This window comes from Duganella fentianensis (genome assembly GCF_964031615.1).
Classification (GTDB): domain Bacteria; phylum Pseudomonadota; class Gammaproteobacteria; order Burkholderiales; family Burkholderiaceae_D; genus Rugamonas; species Rugamonas fentianensis_A.
The window spans coordinates 270,148-293,277 of the sequence record NZ_CAXIQN010000019.1; the positions used below are offsets into that span (position 1 = coordinate 270,148).

The 23,130-nt window shown below is 56.1% G+C and carries 23 protein-coding genes, 1 tRNA gene and 1 pseudogene; 10 read left to right on the forward strand and 15 right to left on the reverse strand.

The window, feature by feature from the left end; genetic code table 11:
- Positions 1 to 15: 15 nt before the first annotated feature.
- The 4 genes from ABNT42_RS13865 to ABNT42_RS13880 all read right to left on the reverse strand — a co-directional run bounded on the left by ABNT42_RS13865 (position 16) and on the right by ABNT42_RS13880 (position 5,559).
- A complete protein-coding gene (locus ABNT42_RS13865; RefSeq protein ID WP_348697859.1) occupies positions 16 to 1,503 on the reverse strand; it encodes an HDOD domain-containing protein in 1,488 nt (495 codons plus the stop codon).
- A complete protein-coding gene (locus ABNT42_RS13870; protein WP_348697860.1) occupies positions 1,500 to 3,173 on the reverse strand; it encodes a GGDEF domain-containing protein in 1,674 nt (557 codons plus the stop codon). Before ABNT42_RS13870 ends, ABNT42_RS13865 begins: the two co-directional genes overlap by 4 nt.
- A gap of 329 nt (positions 3,174 to 3,502) precedes the next feature.
- On the reverse strand, positions 3,503 to 4,345 hold the full coding sequence (locus ABNT42_RS13875) for an enoyl-CoA hydratase/isomerase family protein (protein WP_348697861.1): 843 nt from the start codon (positions 4,343 to 4,345) through the stop codon (positions 3,503 to 3,505).
- An 11-nt stretch (positions 4,346 to 4,356) separates the two neighbouring features.
- Positions 4,357 to 5,559, reverse strand: coding sequence for an acetyl-CoA C-acetyltransferase (locus tag ABNT42_RS13880; RefSeq protein WP_348697863.1), 1,203 nt, complete (start codon positions 5,557 to 5,559; stop codon positions 4,357 to 4,359).
- 118 nt (positions 5,560 to 5,677) lie between these two features.
- Here ABNT42_RS13880 and ABNT42_RS13885 point away from each other — a divergent pair, with 118 nt between their 5' ends.
- The 5 genes from ABNT42_RS13885 to ABNT42_RS13905 all read left to right on the forward strand — a co-directional run bounded on the left by ABNT42_RS13885 (position 5,678) and on the right by ABNT42_RS13905 (position 9,439).
- Complete coding sequence (locus ABNT42_RS13885) at positions 5,678 to 7,345, forward strand: isovaleryl-CoA dehydrogenase (RefSeq protein ID WP_348697864.1); 1,668 nt, start codon at positions 5,678 to 5,680, stop codon at positions 7,343 to 7,345.
- Positions 7,346 to 7,357: 12 nt separating this feature from the next.
- Complete coding sequence (locus ABNT42_RS13890) at positions 7,358 to 7,939, forward strand: TetR/AcrR family transcriptional regulator (protein ID WP_348697866.1); 582 nt, start codon at positions 7,358 to 7,360, stop codon at positions 7,937 to 7,939.
- Between the two features lie 33 nt (positions 7,940 to 7,972).
- Positions 7,973 to 8,623: a uracil phosphoribosyltransferase gene (gene upp / locus ABNT42_RS13895; protein ID WP_155436100.1), complete on the forward strand. Its 651-nt coding sequence runs from the start codon at positions 7,973 to 7,975 to the stop codon at positions 8,621 to 8,623.
- Complete coding sequence (locus ABNT42_RS13900; protein ID WP_348697868.1) at positions 8,623 to 8,982, forward strand: Hpt domain-containing protein; 360 nt, start codon at positions 8,623 to 8,625, stop codon at positions 8,980 to 8,982. Before upp ends, ABNT42_RS13900 begins: the two co-directional genes overlap by 1 nt.
- Before the next feature lie 253 nt (positions 8,983 to 9,235).
- Positions 9,236 to 9,439, forward strand: a complete 204-nt coding sequence (locus ABNT42_RS13905) for a cold-shock protein (RefSeq protein WP_093555047.1) — start codon at positions 9,236 to 9,238, stop codon at positions 9,437 to 9,439.
- 76 nt (positions 9,440 to 9,515) lie between these two features.
- Here the strand turns inward: ABNT42_RS13905 and ABNT42_RS13910 are convergent, their stop codons facing one another.
- A complete protein-coding gene (locus ABNT42_RS13910) occupies positions 9,516 to 10,427 on the reverse strand; it encodes a LysR family transcriptional regulator (RefSeq protein WP_348697870.1) in 912 nt (303 codons plus the stop codon).
- Positions 10,428 to 10,627: 200 nt separating this feature from the next.
- On the opposite strand from ABNT42_RS13910, the gene aceB reads away from it, so the two are divergent.
- Positions 10,628 to 12,226 (forward strand): malate synthase A, encoded by a 1,599-nt coding sequence (aceB, locus tag ABNT42_RS13915; protein ID WP_348697872.1) that lies wholly within the window; start codon positions 10,628 to 10,630, stop codon positions 12,224 to 12,226.
- A gap of 88 nt (positions 12,227 to 12,314) precedes the next feature.
- On the opposite strand, the gene ABNT42_RS13920 is transcribed toward aceB, so the two are convergent.
- Both ABNT42_RS13920 and gloB read right to left on the reverse strand, forming a co-directional pair.
- A complete protein-coding gene (locus ABNT42_RS13920; protein ID WP_348697874.1) occupies positions 12,315 to 13,169 on the reverse strand; it encodes a transposase in 855 nt (284 codons plus the stop codon).
- A 162-nt stretch (positions 13,170 to 13,331) separates the two neighbouring features.
- The gene (gloB, locus tag ABNT42_RS13925; RefSeq protein ID WP_348697875.1) at positions 13,332 to 14,129 is read right to left on the reverse strand and encodes a hydroxyacylglutathione hydrolase; all 798 of its coding nucleotides are present in this window, start codon (positions 14,127 to 14,129) and stop codon (positions 13,332 to 13,334) included.
- 19 nt (positions 14,130 to 14,148) lie between these two features.
- Between gloB and ABNT42_RS13930 the strand changes: the two genes are divergently transcribed.
- The 4 genes from ABNT42_RS13930 to ABNT42_RS13945 all read left to right on the forward strand — a co-directional run bounded on the left by ABNT42_RS13930 (position 14,149) and on the right by ABNT42_RS13945 (position 16,267).
- The gene (locus tag ABNT42_RS13930; RefSeq protein WP_348697877.1) at positions 14,149 to 14,913 is read left to right on the forward strand and encodes a class I SAM-dependent methyltransferase; all 765 of its coding nucleotides are present in this window, start codon (positions 14,149 to 14,151) and stop codon (positions 14,911 to 14,913) included.
- Between the two features lie 15 nt (positions 14,914 to 14,928).
- Positions 14,929 to 15,369, forward strand: coding sequence for a ribonuclease HI (rnhA, locus tag ABNT42_RS13935; RefSeq protein WP_348698115.1), 441 nt, complete (start codon positions 14,929 to 14,931; stop codon positions 15,367 to 15,369).
- A gap of 47 nt (positions 15,370 to 15,416) precedes the next feature.
- The gene (gene dnaQ, locus ABNT42_RS13940; RefSeq protein ID WP_348697879.1) at positions 15,417 to 16,136 is read left to right on the forward strand and encodes a DNA polymerase III subunit epsilon; all 720 of its coding nucleotides are present in this window, start codon (positions 15,417 to 15,419) and stop codon (positions 16,134 to 16,136) included.
- A gap of 56 nt (positions 16,137 to 16,192) precedes the next feature.
- Positions 16,193 to 16,267, forward strand: a tRNA-Val gene (locus ABNT42_RS13945).
- Positions 16,268 to 16,467: 200 nt separating this feature from the next.
- On the opposite strand, the pseudogene ABNT42_RS13950 reads toward ABNT42_RS13945, so the two are convergent.
- From ABNT42_RS13950 to ABNT42_RS13985, 8 genes and pseudogenes are all read right to left on the reverse strand, one after another.
- Positions 16,468 to 16,739 (reverse strand): annotated as a pseudogene (locus ABNT42_RS13950) (DUF1153 domain-containing protein).
- Positions 16,740 to 16,805: 66 nt separating this feature from the next.
- Complete coding sequence (locus tag ABNT42_RS13955) at positions 16,806 to 17,240, reverse strand: hypothetical protein (protein ID WP_348697881.1); 435 nt, start codon at positions 17,238 to 17,240, stop codon at positions 16,806 to 16,808.
- Between the two features lie 46 nt (positions 17,241 to 17,286).
- The gene (locus ABNT42_RS13960; protein ID WP_348697883.1) at positions 17,287 to 17,649 is read right to left on the reverse strand and encodes a 6-carboxytetrahydropterin synthase; all 363 of its coding nucleotides are present in this window, start codon (positions 17,647 to 17,649) and stop codon (positions 17,287 to 17,289) included.
- Positions 17,650 to 17,707: 58 nt separating this feature from the next.
- Positions 17,708 to 18,418: a 7-cyano-7-deazaguanine synthase QueC gene (gene queC / locus ABNT42_RS13965; RefSeq protein WP_348697885.1), complete on the reverse strand. Its 711-nt coding sequence runs from the start codon at positions 18,416 to 18,418 to the stop codon at positions 17,708 to 17,710.
- A gap of 14 nt (positions 18,419 to 18,432) precedes the next feature.
- Positions 18,433 to 19,521 (reverse strand): DGQHR domain-containing protein DpdB, encoded by a 1,089-nt coding sequence (dbpB, locus tag ABNT42_RS13970; protein ID WP_348697887.1) that lies wholly within the window; start codon positions 19,519 to 19,521, stop codon positions 18,433 to 18,435.
- A complete protein-coding gene (gene dpdA, locus ABNT42_RS13975) occupies positions 19,518 to 20,807 on the reverse strand; it encodes a tRNA-guanine transglycosylase DpdA (protein ID WP_348697889.1) in 1,290 nt (429 codons plus the stop codon). Before dpdA ends, dbpB (ABNT42_RS13970) begins: the two co-directional genes overlap by 4 nt.
- Positions 20,804 to 21,937, reverse strand: coding sequence for a DGQHR domain-containing protein DpdB (gene dbpB / locus ABNT42_RS13980; RefSeq protein WP_348697891.1), 1,134 nt, complete (start codon positions 21,935 to 21,937; stop codon positions 20,804 to 20,806). The genes dpdA and dbpB (ABNT42_RS13980) overlap by 4 nt, the downstream gene beginning before the upstream one ends.
- A 4-nt stretch (positions 21,938 to 21,941) precedes the next feature.
- A complete protein-coding gene (locus tag ABNT42_RS13985) occupies positions 21,942 to 22,832 on the reverse strand; it encodes a DUF6884 domain-containing protein (RefSeq protein WP_348697893.1) in 891 nt (296 codons plus the stop codon).
- Between the last annotated feature and the right edge of the window lie 298 nt (positions 22,833 to 23,130).

Sequence of the window (23,130 nt, forward strand, 5' to 3'; positions counted from 1 at the left end):
AGCATTGTCAGCGGATTATTTGCTGACAGTTTCCTGCTGATGGCGCTTCAGCACGGCACGCACCACGAGAGCCCGCATATCGTTGAGCAGACCGAACTCGGTCTGGCTCAGTTCGATAGGAGGGAAGCTGTCGTCCCAGTCGCCATACAGGAAGCCGGCCGACTGGCCGTTGGCCGATAGCGGCAGTATCACAAAGCTGTGCGCCGCCGATAAGGTGTTGCGCCACCAGTCCGGCAGTTTGGCGGCGAACTTGGCGTCGCGTGCATTCTCGATGAAGATCACGCGGTCGCTATTCAGTGCTGCATGGAATACGTTGGGCTGATAGGTATCTTCGAACACCAGTTGAGGCAGGATGTCACGGATGTCGTTGCCGAAACCGATCTTGGCAGCGTACTGGCTGTCCTTGCGATTGCGCACAAAGGCCAGTGCACGGGAGAATTCCAGCCCTTTGAACACGGTTTCCAGCGCGATCTGCACCATCTGGCCGGGATTGGCCGTATGGATCATGTCGCGCATATCGGCCAGACCGCTGAGCAGTATCTGGTTGCCCGCATCGCGCTGGCGCGTACGTGCCAGCGCCTTGGCGCGCCGTTCGGCCGGTTTCGACAGCGGCGCGATGGTCAGGTCGTTGGCGGCGACCACTTTGGCTTGCTCGATGGCGCCCATCAGCTTTTCCGGCAGCACGCCCAGCATGGCCGAATAGGCGTCGGCCAGTTGCGCCACGGCTGCCGCACCGGCTTCGTCATCATTCCACAGCGATTCGGCACAGGCGGCCGACATGGTGGACAGACCGGCTATCCAGTCGGAAGAACTGATTTCACCACCCGGCTCGGGCGGCGCCAGCTTGCGCATACCGTTGATCAGCCCGGCCGGCAGGCCCCAGTGCAAGGCGGCAGCGTGGCCGATTTCATCGAGCCCCAGTCCCAGCAGCTTGGGCGCGATAGTCTCGACGTCGCAGTTTTCCTGCGCTGCGCTGCGCTGTATCTCGTGCCAGCGTTCCGGCATGTAGTAGGTGAGCATCATACGGCCCAGCGTATGCAGCATGGAACACACCACGGCTTCTTCGCCATGGCGGCTTTCGGCCGTGTTGGCGATCTGCTGTGCGACGATACCGGCCAGCACGGCCTTTTCCATCTCCACATGGGAGGCCGTGGCATCGGACGAAGCGCCCGACAGTTCCTCGATCAGTTTCAAGCCCAGTGCCAGATGGCCGATGGCATCCGTGCCCAGCACCTGCACGGCTTTGGAGACCGTACTGATGTGCTGGCCGAAGGCGGCATACATACCGCTATTGGCCAATCGCAGCACTTTCTGGGTCAGCACAGGGTCGGACAGCACCGTGCGCGTCATATTGAATTCCTGCTCGTCCTCGCCCCGCATGGCGCCCAGAATCGCGCTGATAGCCTTGGCAAAGCCCGGCATGTCGCCGCGCCGGCGCGTGCTTTCCCACAGCGTGGCCAGCGTAGCGTCGCCCAGTGCGTTGCCTGTGCTACGGACGCTCATTTGGCCACCTGCCGCAGATCAGGCTGGACGATTTTCAGATGCATGCTTTCGCGCAGCGCGGCCATGGCGATGTTGGCCGCCATTGGCTTGCCGGTCAGATAGCCTTGAATGTACTGGCAGCCGCGCTGCTGCAGATAGGCCAGCTGGTCTTCCGTTTCGACGCCTTCGGCCACTACCGACAGATCGAGGTGTTTGGCTAGATCGAGCACGGCATTGCAGATGGCCGCGTCTTTCTCCGAATTCGGCAAGTCGCGGATAAAAGTGCGATCGATTTTCAGCACCGAGATGGGGAAACGCTTGAGATAGGCCAGCGAAGAATAGCCGGTGCCGAAATCGTCAATCGCGATGCGCGCCTTGCGTTCGGCCATTTTGGACAGGATGGACTCGGCATGTACCGGATCGACCATCAGCGTGCCCTCTGTAATTTCTAGAACCAATTGCTCACCTTGTAAGCCGGAGAATGCGATGGCATCGTCCAGCACGTCCAGAAATTTGTCGTTGCGGAATTGCCGCGGGCTGATGTTCACTGAAATGTAGAGCGGGCGCTTGGCCACTTCCTCGAACTGTCGCAGTTGCACGCAGGCGGCTTTGAGCGCCCAGGCGCCCAGCAGATTGATCAGGCCATTCGTTTCAGCGATGGGAATGAAGCGGGCCGGCGGCACCATGCCCAGCGTCGGGTGCTTCCAGCGCATCAGCGTTTCGAAACCCTGGATTTCGCGCGTATGGGCATCCACGATGGGCTGGTAGAACAGCAGGAATTCGCCTTCGCGCACGGCCTGGAACATGGCCGCTTCCAGCGAAATATCATGTTCGGGCGGGCCGGACTGGTTCTGGCTGTACACCACGCAGCGGGCTTTGCCCGTTTCCTTGGCACGCGACATGGCCACGTCGGCCAGCGCCAGCAGGCGGCCTTCTTCTTCGGCGTGCTGGGGATACACGGCCACGCCGACCGAAGCGCCCACATAGATGGTGTGGCTGTCGATTTCGAACGGCGACTGCAAGGTGGCAATCAGCCGGCCGGTGACCAGTTTGATCTGCGCTTCGGTGGCGGTGCCGGGCAAAATCGCAACAAATTCGTCGCCGCCCACGCGCGCCAGGGTATCGCTATCACGCAGGGTCTTGCGCAGCCGGCTGGCGGCGGTGCGCAATACGGCATCGCCGACCGGATGGCCGAGCCCATCGTTGACTTTCTTGAAGCCGTCCAGTCCGATGCAGGCGACGGAAAAGCTCTGGCCGGAACGGCGCGCATTGGCGATGACCATGCGGATACGGTCGGACAGCAGCAAGCGGTTGGGTAGCTCGGTCAGCGCATCGTGGGTGGCCATGTGGCGCAAGCGCTCTTCGGTGGCGCGCTGCTGCGCCATATTGCGGCCCACCACCAGCAGTTCCCGGCTGCCTTGCTGGCTGGTGTAGCAGGACAGGCGCAACTCGAACGGCGTCTCGCTGGCGGCGCACTTGATACGACTCTCGAACAGACGGCTCGCCGCACCGGATAGCACATCCGTCAGCGCCGTTTGCAGCGCAGGGCGGTCATCTTCGGTGAGCAGTTGAACCAGTGCGGTACCCGCCAGTGGCGCGGCCGCAGCAATCAGCTGGACGGCGCGGTGGCTGGCAAACAGTATCTGTCCATCGGCACTGACGCGGAATACAACGTCGCCAGCCTCCTCCATGAGGTTATCCAATTCATGTCGCGGAGACGGGACGGGAATGCTGGAGTACATCGCGTGATTTTAATCTTTCAGTTTTTATGCCGGTAAGGCGCCAGCACAAATAAGGCTACACCAGAGCGCAATGTATCACTGATAGCGGGGAAATCACATGAAAAATGACAATATCTTTCAGACTTTTTTTGTTTTCCTACAATCATGATGAAAAAAACGTCGCTCAGAGTGAAAAATCGCCATTTGGAGGCTATATTTCGGCGATTTTTCAGGCAGAAATTAACGGTTTTTCTGTTGATTGAAAGTTAAACACAATTGTTCTGGACAAACTTACGAAGTCAGCCTTGAAATGCGATGGCAATCTGGCAGAAATAGCGGCTTTCGATCAACACGGCCGTGTCGAAATCCACCAGCAACCCTTCTGCCAGCGCGCAGAGAATGGCCTGCTCGGCGGGCACATCCTGCGCGTGGCGTGTGCGTAGCCGCGCGGGTGCCAGTTGCAGGAAAGCCCGATTGGCAGCGCTGTCGAGGGCACCGCCCGGCAATGCCGGACGGGTGCTATCCCATGGCTGCTGCGGCGGCATAGCGCTGTTGGCCGCGGCGGCAAGCAGCGCAGACAATGCGGGCGCGTCGGCGGCAGCGCCGTGCAGCAGCCCCAGTTGCAGTGCGCTGGCGTTGTCCAGTGCAGCGCCGTCGAGCAGCAGGGGCAGGGCTGTTTGCAGACCGAGCAGTCGTCCGAAGCGCACCAGGGCGCCGCCGCAGGGCATCAGCCCCAGTGTGGCTTGTGGCAGGCCAAACTGTCCGGCGCCGAGGGCGTAGCGGCGATGGCAGGCCAGTGCTAAGCCCCAGGCGTGACCAAGCACCTGACCTTGAAGGATAGCCAGCACCGGTATGCTCAGCCGCTCCAGCCGGCGCAGTAACTGCTGGTAGCTGGCCAGCCGCTGCATACAGGCACTGGCCTGCGCCCGCCCCAATGCTGCGACCTGTTCCAGCTGGTAGTCGGGCGGGCTACCTTCGAAATTGATCTGGACTACGGCGCCAGTCTGCGCACTGGCGGCCAGCTGCTCCAGCTGCTCTAGCAGCTGCTGCAATGCATCCTGCCACAGAGCACTGAGCGGATTGATACTGCGGGTATGCAGCGTGACGACGCAGCGCTGTTGCTGTTGTTGTATATTGATCATGGCGCTTCCGTTCATACCCGTTCAATGATGGTGGCGATGCCCATGCCGCCGCCCACGCACAGTGTGACCATGCCGTAGCGCAGGGTGCGCGCTTCCAGTTCATCGATCAGCGTCCCCAGTAACATGCAGCCGGTGGCACCCAGTGGATGTCCCAGTGCGATGGCACCGCCGTTGACGTTGACCTTGTGTTCGGGCACCTCCAGTTCGTTCATAAAGCGCAGAACCACGGAGGCAAAAGCTTCGTTCACTTCGAACAGGTCGATATCGTTGATGCTCAGCCCCGCCTTCTGCAGGGCTTTGCGGGCAGCGGGCGCTGGGCCGGTCAGCATGATGGCCGGATCACTCCCTGTCACGGCAGCGGCAACGATGCGTGCGCGGGGGCGCAAGCCGAGCCGCTGCCCCATCGCGGCGTTGCCGATCAGGGCCAGCGCCGCACCATCGACGATGCCCGACGAGTTGCCTGCCGTGTGGACGTGCTGTACCTGCTGCAATTGCGGATAGCGGCGCAATGCCAGCTGGTCAAACCCAGCCGCTCCCATCTGGGCGAACGATGGTTTGAGCGCGCCCAGTGTCTCCAGCGTGGTGCCGGGTTTGATGAATTCATCATGGCCCAGTACCAGTACGCCGTTCTGATCCAGTACCGGCACGACAGAACGGAAGCGGCCTGCTGCCTGCGCGGCGGCAGCCTTCTGTTGCGAGCGCAGCGCATAGGCATCGACGCTGCTGCGGCTATAGCCGTCGATGCTGGCGATCAGATCGGCCCCTATGCCTTGCGGTAGAAAGTCCGTGCGTATGCTGGTGGCCGGATCATTCGCCCACGCGCCGCCATCCGTGCCCATGGGGACGCGCGACATGGATTCCACGCCGCCGGCCACCACCAGTTCTTCCCAGCCCGAGCGGACCTTTTGTGCCGCCAGATTGACCGCTTCCAGTCCCGAGGCACAGAAGCGGTTGAGCTGTACGCCGGCAACTTTCCAGTCCCAGCCGGCGGCTAGCGCCGCAGTTTTGGCGATATCGGCACCCTGTTCGCCTATCGGCGTTACGCAGCCCAGCACCACGTCGTCGATGCGCGACGTATCGATCTGATGGCGTTGCTGCAACGTCTGCATCAACCCTGATAGCAGATCGATGGCCTTGATGCTGTGCAGGCTGCCGTCTTTTTTACCTTTGCCGCGCGGGGTGCGGATGGCGTCGTACAGGTAGGCGTGTTCCATGGTGTCTCCCGAGTAGGATAGCCATCATAGGGCTGGATATTCCGCAAAGCAAGCGCTTGCTTAGCAATCCGCCCTAGGCTAGTCTAAGCGTTAAAACCCATACTAAGCCGGAGACACCATGCAACCGTTTGAAACACATCAGGTGCACAACACAACGGCCCCGCTGGCCAACGTCAACCTGTATCAGATCGATGCCGCTTTGCGCGAAGGCGTTCTGCGCGAAGGCGCGGCGCAGGACGATGCAGCACTTCAGGCGCTGGGTGCCCAGCTGGGGCGGGCCGAGATACTGGAACTGGGGCGGCTGGCCAATGAATACCCGCCCCGGCTGCAGCAATATGATGGTGGCGGGCAGCGCATCGACGAGGTGGAGTTCCATCCGGCCTGGCATAGCCTGATGCGTCTGCTGATCGAAAACGGCACCCACGCGTCCCCCTGGCTGGACGGCAATGGAGCACAGGTTGCCCGCGCAGCGCGCTACCTGATGTTCGGGCAGGTGGAAAATGGTTCCCAGTGTCCGGTGACCATGACCTACGCCAGCGTTCCCGCTTTGCGGCAGGCGCCGCAGCTGGCGGCGAAATGGCTACCGAAGATTTTGTCGCGTAGCTATGACCCGCGCTCGCTCCCCATCGAACAGAAACATGGCGCCCTGATCGGCATGGGCATGACGGAAAAGCAGGGCGGTAGCGATGTGCGCAGCAATACCACGCAGGCGGTAGCGCTCGATGCCGCCGAGGCGCAGGCGCTGTTCGGTAGCGAGGGGGCGGGCGTCTACCGTGTGATTGGCCACAAATGGTTCTTTTCCGCACCCCAGAGCGATGCCCACCTGATACTGGCGCAAACCGCCACGGCGGACGGCAATGGCCTGTCTTGCTTGCTGCTGCCCCGTTTCCTGCCGAATGGCGAGCGTAATCGCATTCGTGTACAACGCCTCAAGAGCAAGGTGGGCAACCGCTCGAATGCATCCTCCGAAGTGGAATTCACCGGCGCCTATGGCTGGCTGATCGGCAAGGAGGGGCGGGGTGTGCCCACCATACTGGAAATGGGTAGCCACACGCGGCTCGATTGCATACTGGGCAGCGCTGGTGCAATGCGCGCGGCACTGGTGCATGCGCTGCACCATGCACGCCAGCGCAAAGCCTTCGGTAAATATTTATGCGAGCAGCCGCTGATGCAGAATGTGCTGGCCGATCTGGCGCTGGAATCGGAAGCGGCGACGGTGTTTGCGCTGCGGCTGGCGCGCTGTTTTGACGAAGTCGCCGATCCGGCACAGGCTATGCTGGCGCGGCTGCTGACACCAGCGGGTAAATACTGGATCTGCAAGCGCGGCCCAGCCTTCGGTGCCGAGGCCATGGAAGTGATTGGTGGCAGCGGCTATGTGGAAGATAGCCCGCTGGCAAGGCTATACCGTGAACTGCCCGTCAATTCCATCTGGGAAGGCTCGGGCAATGTGATGTGCCTTGACTTGCTGCGCGCGCTGGGTAAGACTCCTGCCGCGCGCGATGCGCTGGCGGCCGAACTGGCGCTGGCGGGTGATGCCGATGCGGATTTCAGCGCCTATCGTCAGGCTTTGCTGGCCGATCTGCAGTGTAGCGAGGCTGGTGCCCGCCTGCTGGCCGAACGTATCGTACTGGCAGTGCAGGCAGGATTGCTGTTGCGCCACGCGCCAGCTTATGTATCATCGGCATTTATTGCCTCACGCATCAGATGCGCACCCGGTGGCGCTTATGGCCGCCTGCCGGAAAACCTGGCATACGGCCAGATACTGGCGCGTGCCTTGCTCGAATAACGGAAAGTAGTGATGACTCAAACGGTAGTAGTAGACAATCGGCGTGCCGAGCTGGTGCGAGTTGCAGCGCGGCTGTTTCGCGAACGGGGCTTTGACGGCACCACCACGCGCGATATTGCCGAAGCGGTCGGCATGCGTTCGGGCAGTCCGTTCTACCACTTCAAAAGCAAGCAGGAGATACTGGCGGCCGTGATGGAGGAGGGGCTGGTAGCGGGGCTGCCAGCGGCCGAGAGCATCGTCGACAGCGCGCTATCGCCACGCCAGAAGTTTCATGCCCTGGTGCGGGCCCATCTGGAGATCGTGCTGGGCGAGGGCCATGACTTTATTCCCGTGCTGCTGTATGACTGGCGCCGCCTGACGCCGGAGTTGCGCGAGCGGGTGCAGGTGCTGCGCGACCGCTACGACCAGTTGTGGCAGGATGTGGTGAGCGAGCTGCTGGCGGCAGGCCTGCTGCAAAGTGATAGTGCGGTGGCGCGCTTATTGCTCATGGGCGCTATCAACTACAGTGTGCTGTGGTACAAACCGGGGCAGGGCCTGAATCTCGACCAGATTGCCGAGGAAGCCGTGGCCATGTTTTTAGGTCCTCAGCCCTAGTATAATGATCGGTACTTCAAGAAAGAATCCACAATGAAACAAGATCCGCGCTTCCCCAATCTGTTTATCACCGACCATCCGCTGATTCAGCACAAGCTGAGCCACATGCGGGAAAAAGATACTTCGACCCGCACTTTCCGCGAACTGCTGAAAGAAATCACCTTGCTGATGGGCTACGAGATCACCCGCGATCTGCCGCTCACCACCCGTACCATCGAAACTCCGCTGATGACCATCGATGCACCTGTCATCGCCGGTAAAAAGCTGGCCATCGTACCGATACTGCGCGCCGGCATCGGCATGAGCGACGGTCTGCTGAATCTGGTGCCATCGGCCCGGGTCGGCCATATCGGCGTGTTCCGTGATCCGGAAACCCACCAGCCGGTGGAATATCTGGTGCGCCTGCCCGATCTGGCCGAGCGTACTTTCATTCTGTGCGACCCGATGGTGGCGACTGGTAATTCGGCCGTGCACGCGGTGGATGTGCTGAAATCGCGCGGCGTGACGGATGACCAGATCATCTTCCTCGCACTGGTGGCGGCGCCGGAAGGCATTACCGTGTTCCAGAAATCCCATCCGGGCGTGAAGATCTACTGTGCTTCGCTCGATTCGCACCTGAATGACCACGCTTACATCGTACCGGGCCTGGGCGATGCGGGCGACCGTATCTTCGGCACCAAGTAATGGCCGATCCCGTGTCGGCGGAAGCAGAGTTCCGCGCCCGGCTGGAAGCGCTGAATGCGCGCTTTGCCGCGCAGTTGCCGCTAATGCTGGAGAAGACTGCGCAGGCGCTAGCGGCCTGCGTGGCCGGTGGCGCAACGCCCACCAGCGCGCAGCTGGCAGCGCTGCACGAATCCCTGCACAGCGTGGCCGGTTCGGCCGCCACCTTTGGTTACGCCATGCTGGGCCAGCAGGCCCGTCGCATCGAGCAGCAACTGCGGGCGGCCATGCAGGATGGTTCCGGCTGGAACGGTATCGCGCCGCAAGTCGAGCAGTATCTGCGCTGGGCCGCGCGCGACCCCCAAGCTACCCGCTACGACTGATAGTGGCGATTGATCTAGCTCAAATCGCAAAGTAAATACTTGTCTATAGTTGTACTCAGACCCTGAGTTAAGCGAGTTTTCTACCAAAAAAGACGCGAGTTTGCATTTATTTTGGCGAAAACGTGCTTTTCTCGAGTAAATGGGTATAATGCGGCATCGTTTAGATTCAAGAGTAGTGCAGTTTCGCTGTTTTTCTTCTTGCCTCAAACGATATCACGGGCGCAAGCCCAACTTAACTGAAATAGGAATTGTAATGGCAACTGGTATCGTAAAATGGTTCAATGACTCGAAGGGCTTCGGCTTTATCACCCCTGATGAAGGCGGCGAAGATCTGTTCGCTCACTTCTCGGCGATTCAGACCGCAGGCTTCAAGTCGCTGCAAGAGAACCAACGCGTTTCTTTCGAAGTAACTGCCGGCCCTAAAGGCAAGCAAGCTTCGAACATTCAGCCACTGTAATACGCTGAATCTAACGAAATAAGAAATCCTCGGTTCCCGAGGATTTTTTTTGCCCATGCGTTTGGCGCGGAGCGGATTATTTGCCTGTCTTGCGCCAGTATTCCGGCTGCGCGTAAGTGTGGCGCAGGAAGTCCACAAACGCCCGGATGCGCAGCGGCAGGTGGCGGCGCTGGGCAAACACGGCATAGATATCGTTGCCCGGCGCGGAATGCTGATCGAGCACCGTCTGCAACTTGCCCTCGGCAATTTCATTGCCCACTTCCCACATCGAGCGCCAGGCCAGTCCTTTGCCGGCCAGCGCCCAGTCGTGCAGCACCTGCCCGTCATTGCTGCCCATATTACCTGCTACTTTCAGCACCACATTCTTGCCATTCTCGCGGAAAGTCCAGCCGCGCTGGCTGCCTTCGCTACTGATGGCCAGACAATTGTGTTTGGAAAGGTCAGCCAGCGTCTGCGGCACGCCATGGCGCTTCAGATAGGCGGGGGCGCCCACCACCACCCGTTCGTTGTCGGCCAGTTTCACGCTGACCAGACTGGAATCGGACAGGCTGGCGATCCGGATTGCTACGTCGATGCCTTCGCCGACGATATCGACCACACGGTCGCTCATGTTCAAGGTGATGCTGACATCACGGTGTTCGGCCAGAAACGACGGGATCAAGGGGGCGACGTGCTGGCGACCGAAGCCTGCCGGTGCCGAGATCATCAAATGGCCTGTGGCATGGGCGCTACGTTCTGCCACGGCCGACTCGGCTTCTTCCAGTTCCGTCAGGATGCGCTGGCAATCTTCCAGAAACGCCGCGCCCTCGTTGGTGAGGGCCAGTTTGCGGGTGGTGCGTTGCAATAATTTCACACCGAGGCGGCTTTCCAGCGCATCGAGGCGTCGGCCTATCATGGCGGGCGCGATGCCCTCGGCGCGGGCGGCAGCGGAGAGACTGCCCTTGGAAACCACCTCGACAAAGGTGGAAATCTGTCTGAATTGACCCATAGATACATCAACCTGTCATTTGTGAGAAAAACGCATAGATGAAGTGATTTTTAGTCTTGTTTGTATAACTTATTAGTGAATATACTGTAAAACATATCGGGGCGTAACTGAGTCTGCACACTAAAAACATAGCCGTGCAACACTGGGGCGCATGCTTATAATTAGTCTGGTTGTTAATATTTTCTTTCGGAGAGAAGCTCATGACGCAGTCCACCCTCACTCTGCCAGCAGGCATGGAAATCACCGGCAACATCAAGCCGGGCTACGAAAACATCCTGACCAGCGAAGCGCTGGCACTGGTGGCCAAGCTGTCGCGCGAATTCGAAGCCCGTCGCCAGCAGTTGCTGGCGGTTCGCGTCGAGCGCGCCAAGCGTCTGGATGCGGGCGAGCGTCCTGACTTCCTGCCAGAAACCGCGCACATCCGCGCTGGCGACTGGAAAGTTGCCCCTATCCCTAAAGCACTGGAATGCCGCCGCGTAGAAATCACCGGCCCGGTCGATCGCAAGATGGTCATCAACGCCCTGAACTCGGGCGCCGATAGCTACATGACCGACTTCGAAGATTCGAATACGCCGAACTGGGAAAACCAGCTCGACGGCCAGATCAATATGTTCGATGCCGTGCGCGGCACCATTGCCATGGAACAGAATGGCAAATCGTACAAACTGAACGACAAAGTAGCGACGCTGGTGGTACGTCCGCGCGGCTGGCATCTGGACGAGAAGCACGTGCTGGTGGACGGCAAGCGCATCTCGGGCGGCATCTTCGACTTCGCCCTGTTTATGTTCCACAACGCAAAAGAACAGCTGGCACGTGGCGCCGGTCCTTATTTCTACCTGCCTAAGATGGAATCGCATCTGGAAGCCCGTCTGTGGAACGACATTTTCGTCATGACCCAGAACGAACTGGGTCTGCCACAGGGCACCGTCAAAGCCACCGTGCTGATCGAAACCATCCTGGCTGCGTTCGAAATGGACGAAATCCTGTATGAACTGCGCGAGCACAGCTCCGGCCTGAATGCTGGCCGCTGGGACTACATCTTCTCCTGCATCAAGAAATTCAAGCTGGACAAGGACTTCTGCCTGGCCGATCGCGCCAAAGTGACCATGACGGCACTGTTCATGCGGGCCTACGCACTGCTGCTGCTGAAGACCTGCCACAAGCGCAATGCACCGGCCATCGGCGGCATGGCAGCACTGATCCCGATCAAGAACGATCCGGAGAAAAACGAAGTGGCCATGGGTGGCGTGCGCAACGACAAGGCCCGCGATGCCACCGACGGCTACGATGGCGGCTGGGTAGCACACCCTGGTCTGGTGGAACTGGCCATGACCGAGTTCAAGAAAGTACTGGGCGACAAGCCTAACCAGATCGACAAACAGCGTCCAGACGTGGAAGTGACGGCAGCCGAACTGCTGGACTTCAAACCGGAAGCCCCGATCACGGAAGCGGGTCTGCGCTACAACATCAACGTGGGCATCCACTACCTCGGTAGCTGGCTGGCCGGCAACGGTTGCGTGCCTATCCACAACCTGATGGAAGATGCTGCCACGGCCGAAATCAGCCGTTCGCAAGTATGGCAGTGGATCCGCTCCAGCAAAGGCACGCTGGAAGACGGCCGCAAAGTGACGGCCGAGATGGTGCGCGCCATGATCCCGGAAGAACTGGCCAAAGTGCAGCGCGACGCACCGGGCGGCGAAGGTCCGACCTACGTCCGCGCTGCCCAGATCTTCGAAGAAATGTCGACGTCCGACCAGTTCGCCGAATTCCTGACGCTGCCGCTGTACGAAGAAATCTAAGCCGCAAAAACCAACGGCCCTGCGGGGCCGTTTTTACTTCGGGGTCAGATCTGTCATTTGGACATCCTTGCCGCACTATTGAGCTGCCTCAATCTCTTTTTGTGTGCTCTTCTAGTTCTCTGAAGGCGGCGATAGCGCGACTGACAGTTTTTACACATACCTGTGCATGGCGGGCAATTTCCGCCATCGTATAGCTGTGCGAAAAATAGGCTCGCGCCATAGCTTCGCGCCGGTCGGAATAGCGCTGGAAGAAGTCGTCTAAGCCTGGCGTGAGGAATTTGCGTTGGGTGCGCTGGATTTCGAGTTGATTGCCGTATTGTGGTTGTTCTTGGTAGGCAGCTTGAAATTCAGCATCTCCCAGCAGCACGCCATGAGCCAGATCGGCCCAGGGGCTACGCCCAAGCAATCCATCAGCGACAAAGCTTGCGTACGCGGCAATCGTATTCGAGGTGTTGAAATGGCCAAGTACCATTTGCGTGTCCAGCCAGCTCGGTGCGCTGGTCTGCGCTACTTTCGCTCGATAGCTGCTCCAAATCCAGTCAGCTGGGTGCGTAACTAGTTGAGCTCGTACCGGGTTGAGTTCCACATAGCGCGATAGTTCCAACAGGTAAGTGTCGCTCTGACATAGGATGGCTTTATAGCGACCTTGAAATAGATGTCCGACCTGATTGTATTGGCGGTTGTAGTAGGCGGCGTAGGTGCTGTTCAGCTGTTGCAAGCCGCGCGCAAGCATGCCATGTTGTGTCTCGAGCAAAAGGTGGTAATGGTTGCCCATCTGGCAGTAGGCGTGGATGCGAAATTCAAAACGCTTGCACGTTTTGCCCAGCATGGACAGCCATACTTGTCGATCCGTATCCGAATGATAGATGGCACTGCGCCTGTCGCCACGCGCGGTGATATGGTAAAGCGCTCGTTCGAGGTCTAGTCGTAGCGGTCGGCTCATGTCCCCACAGTAGTGGATGATTTAGCGTTCACCCTTGCGCTGGCACAGTCATCTCGGACTATTCGAAATTTATTTTGATATTGAGATTCGTCAGCCTTTCAGGCGGCATGTCCGAATGACAGATCTGACCCCGAACTTTTGACCCCGAACGTTGGCACCGAATTAGAATTCGTTCTTCCATAGCCGCAAGGCGGTGAATGTGGCCAGCGGCGTTTCATTAGCCTCAAGCTTGCCAGCGCGTTGTAATTGCTCGGCGATACTCTTTTCCCGATAGCGCAGGAAGGGATTGGTGGCTTTTTCTAACGCTATCGTGCTGGGTACTGTGGGCTGATCACGCTCGCGTTTATCGGTCTCGTCTTTTACGCGCTGCTGTAAGGTGAGATTGTCCGGTTCGACCATTCGTGCAAAGCGCAGATTGGACAGCGTGTATTCGTGCGCGCAATAGACTAGCGTATCGTCCGGTAATGCCGCCAGTTTGCCCAGCGAGCTGATCATCTGCGCTGGCGTGCCTTCGAACAGACGACCGCAACCGCCGGCAAACAGGGTGTCGCCGCAGAATAGCCAGCCCGGCGTGCCCTGTCGCACATAGGCTATGTGGCCCATGGTGTGGCCCGGCACGTCCAGTACGCTTAGACGCAAATCCAGCCCCGGCACTTCGATCAATTTTCCTTCGCTGACGGGTAAGGTGACGCAGCCTATGCTTTCATTGGTAGGTCCGTACACGGGCACGGGATAATGCTGTAATAATTCGCCCACACCACCGATATGGTCAGCATGATGATGGGTGAGTAGAATGGCGGTCAGTTTCAGGCCATGGGCCTGCAAAGCTGACAGTATGGGCTGGGCATCACCGGGGTCGACAGCGACAGCATGCGCACCATCGTGGATCAGCCACAGGTAGTTGTCGCGAAAGGCAGGGATCGTCAAGACTTCCAGTGCGGGCTTGGTAGAATGGGTCATTGGAGCGTAAAGGCAGGGCATGGATAAAGCAGGTTCGGAGAAATCCATTATAGCGCTGGAAGGCTGGCTGCAGACGCCCGCCGGTGTCTACCTGCGCGCATGGGAACAGCAGACACTTGACCACTTGACAGCCGATATTTTCGGTTTTAATGCTGTGCAGATCGGCATGCCCCAGCTCGATACGTTGGCCGCCAACCGCATGCCCTACAAGTATCTGGCCGACCGCAAGATCCGCACACTGGCTGAGGCACCTCGCCGCGCCGTAGCGCTGACCTGCGATCCGGTCGAGCTGCCGTTTGCTAGCCAGTCGATGGATCTGGTGGTGCTGCCCCATGTGCTGGAGTTCTCGCCCGATCCCCATCAGGTGCTGCGTGAAGTCGAGCGCGTGCTGATACCGGAAGGGCAGGTGATCATCTGTGGTTTCAATCCGACCAGCCTGTGGGGCGCGCGGCAGGTGCTGCGGCGTGTGGGCGGCACGGGCTTTCTGCCCCGCACGGAAGAGCTGATTTCTATGCCGCGCCTGAAGGACTGGTTAAAATTACTGAATATGACGGCCAGCCACAGCCATTTTGGCTGTTATGCACCAGCCTGTCGCACGCAGAAGTGGCTGGAACGCTATACCTTCATGGATAATGCGGGACCGCGCTGGTGGCCCTATCTGGGTGGCGTATATATTGTGCAGGCGATCAAGCGTGTCAAAGGCATGCATCTGATCGGTCCGGCATGGAGCAGAAAAACAGCGGCAGCACCATCGGTGGTGCCGGCGACGAATAAAAGGCGGTAAAGCAGTATGGAAAATATGGACAAGGTCGAGATCTACACGGACGGTGCCTGCAAGGGTAATCCCGGTCTCGGCGGCTGGGGCGCGCTGCTGGTGGCAGGCGATGCCGAAAAAGAGATCTGCGGCGGCGCGCATGACACCACGAACAACCGGATGGAATTGCAGGCCGTGATCGAAGCCCTGCAGGCGCTCAAGCGCCCCTGTCTGGTGACGCTGCACACGGATAGCCAGTATGTGCAGAAAGGCATCAGCGAATGGATACACGGCTGGAAGGCGCGCGGCTGGAAGACGGCCGCCAAGGAGCCGGTCAAGAATGCCGATCTGTGGAAGGCGCTCGACGCAGCACAGGCACTGCATACGGTGGAGTGGCGCTGGGTGCGCGGCCACAACGGTCATCCCGGTAACGAGCGTGCCGACATGCTGGCCAATCGCGGGGTGGAACTGGCGCGTGCCCGTTAGGCCGCCTGTTATACTTCCTGTTCAAGCAGTCGTCACCACGGAACACTATGCGTCAAATCGTACTCGATACTGAAACTACCGGTATCAACCCCAAGTTAGGCAACCGCATCATCGAGATCGGTTGTGTGGAACTGGTCAACCGTATGCTGACGGGGAATAACTTCCACGTCTATATCAATCCGGAACGCGATTCGGAAGAGGGCGCATTGAACGTCCACGGCCTGACTACCGAGTTCCTTAGTGATAAGCCGAAGTTTGCCCAGATCGTCGATGATCTGCGCGAATACATACAGGGCGCCGAAGTCATTATTCATAATGCACCGTTCGATCTGGGCTTTCTGAATCACGAGTTCCAGTTGCTGGGATTGCCTGATTTCAGCACGCATATCCACGGCGTGATCGATACGCTGGTGCATGCCAAGGAACTGCATCCGGGCAAGCGTAATTCGCTAGATGCGCTGTGCGATCGTTACGGTATTTCGAACGCCCACCGCAAGCTGCACGGCGCACTGCTGGACTCGGAACTGCTGGCCGACGTATATCTGGCCATGACGCGTGGTCAGAACAGCCTGGGTATGGATGTGGAAGAAGAAGTCGCCGTGGCCGGTGAGGAACTGGCGGTAGTGCCACTAGCGCAAGTGATCCTCCAGCCCGCATCGGAAGAGGAAGTGGCTGCCCATCAGGAGACTTTGGCGGGACTGGATAAGGCCGTGAAAGGGCAATGCATCTGGACAGCATTGACGACGCCAACTGCACCGGTTGCTTGATTAGCGAAAACTCTCTTCCACAGCAGTTGAATGTGTGGCATAATACGCCCCGCTTCGGGAGGTTAGCTCAGGGGTAGAGCACTGCATTCACACTGCAGGGGTCGCAAGTTCGAAACTTGCACTTCCCACCAAGAATATCGTCCTAAATCAAAAGCTTAGAGATTTAGTGATCAGTTTTTGCAAGATCTGGGGCAATGCGCTGCCCCGAATGACGAGAAACCGGCTTAGGCCGGTTTTTGCATTTTTTATCCATTTAAATTGCGTTAGATTATCAAGACCTCCTTGGGATTGCTCATCCAATTTCTTCCGGTTTTTTTGTGGATCGTTTCGATCACTTTTCTTCCTCGCCTAGCGGCGACGGCAGCTTTTTTCGGGCACGCAACTCTAGCATTGCTTCGCCATACGCATCTTGAAACTGCTTGAACTAGCCCTCGTTCTGCTCGCGAACTTCCTGCGGCTTGGCCTCGTCGTTCCATTCATCTATCTCTGATGGGGCATATCGAATGTTTGACTGGCCTTTGCCGCCGTGGTTTTGCCTTGAATGATCTCAGTGGCAAATACATCTTTGCGCAATACTTTCAGAGGCTGACTGACCTCTAGCAAGCTCGTGGCGATTAAACGGCGTTTTTTGCGCGGTCGCGTATTCATGCTGTCGCAGGCTTGTAGATGTTAGCCGAACTTATTTGCGTGGACTGTTTGATTCAATTCGTCTAAGAGATACATCGTTACTTTGCCATTCCTTGACATTAGCGAGTTGGCGAACAGCATTACACAATTTATGAGATCGGCCAGTTGCTGCAACGAAGTGACAGTTTCAAAACGCGCATGCGTTGCTTGCAGTGTATCCAAGATGTTTTGTTGAGGGCAGGACAAATCTTGTCGTGCAAATCGCTTGGCTTCAATCAAGAGCGTATTAGCTCGGCTACGAAGTGCGTATTCCTCTGTAAGGAGCGCATACGGTAGCGTAGATGTATTTTCCTCTTTGCCGCATGTTGATCGCCTTAGGGCTTCATGAATTTCACCACATAACCTAACCAGCATTAATGCGATGTCACGCACGTCCTGTTCAGATCCCAGTGCTTTCGGTAGGGTCTCGTTTGCCATGTATTCTCCGATTCGTTGCAAGTAGTTGTTCTCGCGCTTGCGCAGTTCAAATGCTAAGGCTACAACTGTCGCCGCTGGCCTGTCGTTCGATTGTAACTCTTATCAATGTTGGCATTACCCCTATTAATTCGTGAAAGACAAACTTGCATAAGTTCTCAATTGTTGCAGGGCCAAGTCCCTCTACTTCATCAAGAAAGCGATGATCGAGTTTGTCCCGGACACGTTCAATTTCGCGTCGTACAAAGCCAAGATCGGTCAGCATGCCCGTCTGTGGGGACGGATCTCCCACCAAGGATATTTGGCAATGGTAGGTATGGCCATGAATTCTCCTGCTTCCCTCAGCGTCAACTGCACGGTCTAGTGTATGCGCCGCTTCAAAGTAGAATTTTTGGCTAAGTTCATATTTCATTGAATGCCTAAGAACGGTAAGTGTAGTTGTCTATATCTATATTGCTGTGAAATTTGGTTCACGCCGAGGCGCCTTCTGCTTGCAAAAACTTCTCGTAGCCGACCTTGCGTAACTCACACGCAGGGCAGTTACCGCAACCGTATCCCCAAATGTTGCGGGTTTGTCGATTTCCGAGATAGCAGGTGTGCGAATTTTCGCGAACAATCTCGAGCAAAGAATCGCCGCCCAATTTGCGTGCGAGCTCCCACGTTTGCTGTTTATCGAGCCACATCAATGGCGTCTCGATCACCAGTGGCATGTCCATTCCCAGACTCAGGGATACTTGTAAAGACTTGAGAGTGTTATCGCGGCAGTCAGGATAGCCAGAGTAGTCTGTCTCACACATACCACCGACTAGCGTTTTTAGTTCACGTCGATAAGCAACAGCAGCGGCAAAGGTAAAGAACAACAGATTGCGCCCAGGCACAAAGGTATTGGGTAATCCATTATTGGCTAATTCGATCGCTTTATTGGACGTCATTGCGGTATCACTAATCTTCGAAAGTAGCGCCATGTCGAGCATGTGATCGCCGCCAAGCCGGGATGCCCAAGTAGGGAAGCGCTCGCGAATTGCGGTGAGGACTTCTTGCCTACACGCGAGTTCTACAATATGGCGTTGGCCATAGTCGAAACCGACGGTTTCTACGTGATCGAAGTGTTCCAATGCCCAAGCAAGGCAAGTGGTCGAGTCTTGGCCGCCAGAAAACAGAACCAATGCTGTCTTTTTCATTTTTTAATCTCCGGTTAGGCAGCGCTACGGTTGAGTCGGCGCAGACTTCTTTTTAAGGAGCGAACTAAGAAATTCGACAATATGTCAATGTCGGAAGGTGTATTTTGGATACCGTTCCATGCTCGTTGATCGGCGTCGGAAAGATGCCATGTGCCGCTGGTCCAAGCCGTGTAAGGCTTTAGCTCTGTCAGGCCGATGACAAATTTTTGATAAGTGGTGTCGCAGTTTTCAATTTCGGCTGAGTACAGCAGTTCCATCACAAATCCCATGGCGACTAAGCCAGCCCCGTGGCGAAGACGGGAGGTTTTCGGGCTCATTCCAACCCACTCGTTACCAAATACTTCGATAAGTGCCTTAAAGAAGGAGTTCAGTAACTCGAATGCCAACTCTTCAAAGTTATCTTCTTTGATGAGGTGGCGTATCGCGCCATCCGATGTGGAGTTCATCACAATCTTTTGCATGGCGGTGTCACTCAAAATTCCCTGTGGATTGGTGTGCTGGCGAATCTCCCCATGCAGAACCGAGTTGGGTCGGAAATTAAGACGATCAACCAACCGCGCTGCCAGTTTGCGTGAGGTAAAGCGCTCAGGCAATCCTTCTACAGTTGGCAGCAATTCATAAATTAGCGTCTTTGGAAGTGGACGTGTATTGTTGATTAAGACGAATTGCTGACGAAGTTCGTTGTAGTCTTTGCAGATCAATGCTGACACAAAGACTTGGAAATTGGCTTTGCTTAGGCCCGACAACGCTGTTAGACGCTGCTGGCCGTCGACAACGAAGCCAGGCCGCGGCTGATCGTCATGCACGGTAATGGTGACTTCGACGATGCCTTCACCTTGATCATGGACTGTTGCGTTGCCAAGGAATGCGACGATGACCGCGTTGGGCAGCAGAGCATCGTCGCGCTTCAGGTAGTCGCGAATTTCTTTGATATGCGGTGCAATCTGATGGCGCTGGAAGCCTCGTAGTTCCCCATTATCTTGGCGTCCAACGCGTTCGATTTCGGAAAACGCGAGTACGTCAGTTGGGGCAGCTGCAAAGCAAAATACATCGTGCCCTGCGGCCTGGTTTGCGCGTATCGCTTTAAATCGATAGGTTTTCAACGGGACTTCTCCAAGATTCTTTGTACGTGTTGATGATAGATGCCGAGGTTATGGAAGCCGCGTCGGCGGTTTCGATTTGCGGATCGGAAGATGATTACTTCTACGCCGACTTTTGCACAGACATCGCAATTGCATCGCTTCCAGGGAGCGTCGGTCAGCGTGTGTTCGAGCCTTTGCCGGACTTTGGCCAATGTCTTGGCTATCTTCTGCTGATCGCCACTGATGGTCGCAAAATGTTGATAGTCCATAATGGCTTCAACGGCCGCGTCCATCGACTGTTTTCCTTGGTCGAATTGGCGCAGTGCAGTTAGTGCGCGTTCTTCCCGGCGTTGTAGATCTTCTGGGTTAAAGATGCCGCGCTTGATGCCTTGCATCAGACGTGGATTTTCCGTTGCCTGGGGAATCCTGATCGCGGCGTAATAATCTAACCCAGCTTGACCATTCGGCATGTAATAGTTGGCCTTCTCGTCCATGAAGGCACGGATCAGGGGGGACGTCGAGTCGAAGCTGGTGATGCCGTAATTTGTGAAGTCTTGAATGGAGTCGGCTTTGGCAAATCCTAAAAGATGGATTTTTGTTTCAGGTCGAATATGTAAACGTAAAGTTTTAAGGACCTGATGAATCACGTCGACTTTCAGCGGAACTAGCCCCCCAATGGCCAAGTAGCGGTAGCCCATCTTCTCCATCTCAACCGCCGCTTGCGCAATGCTGAGGGGGGACCACCCTTGCACGGCGCCCATAGGTTCGAAAGGAAAACCTTCGGATTCGCAAATGCGCATGAATTCTCGGGCGTTCTCTAGCGTCAGATCATATCGATAGTGGATATCTTCGCCCATTGCCTCGCGCGGAGGGTTCGTCGTATCGCATGCAAAGATGATGTGATCGGGCGAAACGCCATGCGTAAAACAGCCATCCGCATAGAATTCATATACTTCCTCGGGACTGTAAGCAGGCTTTTCTTGGTCAACATAAGCAAAGGAGCCACAATCGCCCATCATCATTGCGTCCTTATACTTGGGGCCGTCAAAACGTAGAAAGCGGCGTACTCCGTCGCGCAACAGGCGTTGTTCTTCAGACGTTGAGTATCGGACTTTCGATGTTGCGACACCTGGAGCAGAACGTACGGCGCTCATTGCAACTAATAATCCATCATAGGGGGTAGGCGACATGAGTTCGTGCGCGTACACGTCATCCCAGTAACGCCGACGATTAGGTGCGTTTCGATCTGCTGCAAAGTCATAGTCAGGATCGACGTAATCCTGTGTGTCCGAATATAAAAATTTCATTTCTTTACTTCTGTTGTGTAAGCGCGCACTAGTGCATCTTGTAATTTTTTGATGTCGCGGTTGGTGTTCTGCAGTTCATTCCAAGCGACGCCAATTGTTTCCCATGTGCCGGCCGTCCAACGGCAGGACGGGGCCATCTTCTCCAGTTCCTTGCGCACAGCCTTGTATTCGTCGCCCGAACCGGAGATACGTGCATAGATGCGATCCATTAATAGTCCCATTGCTTCGATGCCGGCAGAGTGCATCAAGCGACTGTGGCGTGGGTCTTTGCCCCATGCATCAGGGAAGACATCTCGCACAGCAGACCAGAATGCCACTACGATGTTGTACATTGTTTGGATATCCCCGGAGTCTGTTCCATTAGGTTTATATGGGTACAGCGCTCCAAGAGGATTATTCATGCTGTTGCGGATCATCTTTGTCACTGCCGAGTCGATAATTACTGCAACGGATTCCTTATTCGACTGCTTGCTGTCCGAACTACGTTTGATCAGCTTGTAGAACGGTGATTTAAGGTCGCGGTTGAGCAGGTTGCAGATCTCATAAGGGACCTTGCGCAAATTAAGATCGCGCGGTAGCAGTACGCTGCGGGTTTCCGGAAGCAATTCGTTAATTAGCCTTGTAGGAAGAGGCTTCGCCTTGTTAACGATGATGAATTGCTCGCGCTGGACCTCCAAACTGTCAGAAATGAACGCGATCACTGGCACCGCCAATTTCTTATTGTTTGACTGTGCAAGTGCTAGGGAACGTTGCTGGCCATCCACAATCCAAGCGACGCGTTCACCTTCATCGTAAATGGGGATCGTTAGCGTGCCTATCTGCCCGAGTCCCTCGTCGCCGCTTGGTTTTGTCCCGCGAGACGCGCTAAATCGAACATCTGGTGACATCGCTAAAATAATTGAATTTGGAAAAAGCACGTTACCTTGATTTAGATATTCAATGATGCCCTTTACATGGTGTTGAATTTCCGGGCGCTGAAAACCTTTGAGGGTGTCATCGTCGTCACGTGAGATGCGTGAAATGTCCGCCACCTTGATGATGTCTTCGCCGCGGATGAAGAATGCATACAAGTCCTGACCTTCCCCCTGTGTAGCGTGGAGTGCTCGCACAACAATTTCATTCTTCGCCATTTACTCACCTATCACTATCTTCAATTTTCAGTTTCACGCGATGCCATAATTTACGAAAACGACTTTGCTCACACGATACTAGTTGTTCATCTCGAAGCCAGCGTAACAGAACCGATTGAGACCCACGATGACGATGCCAAACCTGCAAAACCAAATCCTCGATTTCCGCATCACTTTTTCTGCCTCTCGTTGGCAAATTGCGTCTGGTCAGTGACTGCATTGCGGAAATTACTCGTTCACGAGCTCTATCAATTGGAAGTTCGTGCCCACTCAGTTCTTGGACGAAATGCCTGAGCGCGCGCTGGGGGAAGTCGTTTCGGGTACCGGCGTACGCGGCATTTCCTTCTAGTCGCTCATCGTAGGGCAATACCATCTCGCGCAGCTTACCTGTGAGCTTTTCGGCGCCGAATTCCGATGTAATGATCCGGATGCGGCAGATTTGCTCATCTGATAACGATAATAGATCACCGTGAAGCATCGATAAATATGTTGAAGGTACGGCAAGTACTACAATGCAGTTATTGGTTGCATGCTTGTTGAATAGTTCCAGTAATGACCTGGGCAAGGCAAAGCTTTGAGTCAATGCTTCCCACCAGTCGATAGCGTTCTTATTCATTTGCCCCAGCATTGAATGCAGAGGGTTGTCTGTCGAGGGGGTTGCAGTAAGATCGTAAGCTGGCAGTAATTCGTCGCAACTGACGATGCCATGTCCGGCCGAAACCACGAACAGTGGCGCGTTGACTGCTCTAGCGGTACGCTTTGCTTCCGAGAATGCTCGGCCTTGATAGAGTGTTTTTACTGGTTCACGATGCTTTGCCTCATTTACCCGTGTTACCCACAGTTTAGCCAGTGATTCAATTGTTTTTGCCTTATCACCTGGGAACAGTTTGACCACTTCGCCAGTTGCCTTTTTGCGATTTGTGCAACTTGTAACGAGTATAGGGGGATGTGACGAGAGCATGATGAGCGTGCCAGTAATTTTCCTTGGATTTTCTCATTTTGTGCAGTTATTTTCCAGAGTTGATTTAACCCTACTGCAGTATTTTTGTGGATTCGGTGTAAGGTGGACTGCATTTTGGATTGTTTTCCATTTAACTTTCCATTTGACAAAAATTCACTTGCTTTGCGGAACTAAGTTTATTAGAATTTTGTCAGTTTGCTACGTACAGTATTGGCCTGTGCATCGATCCGAA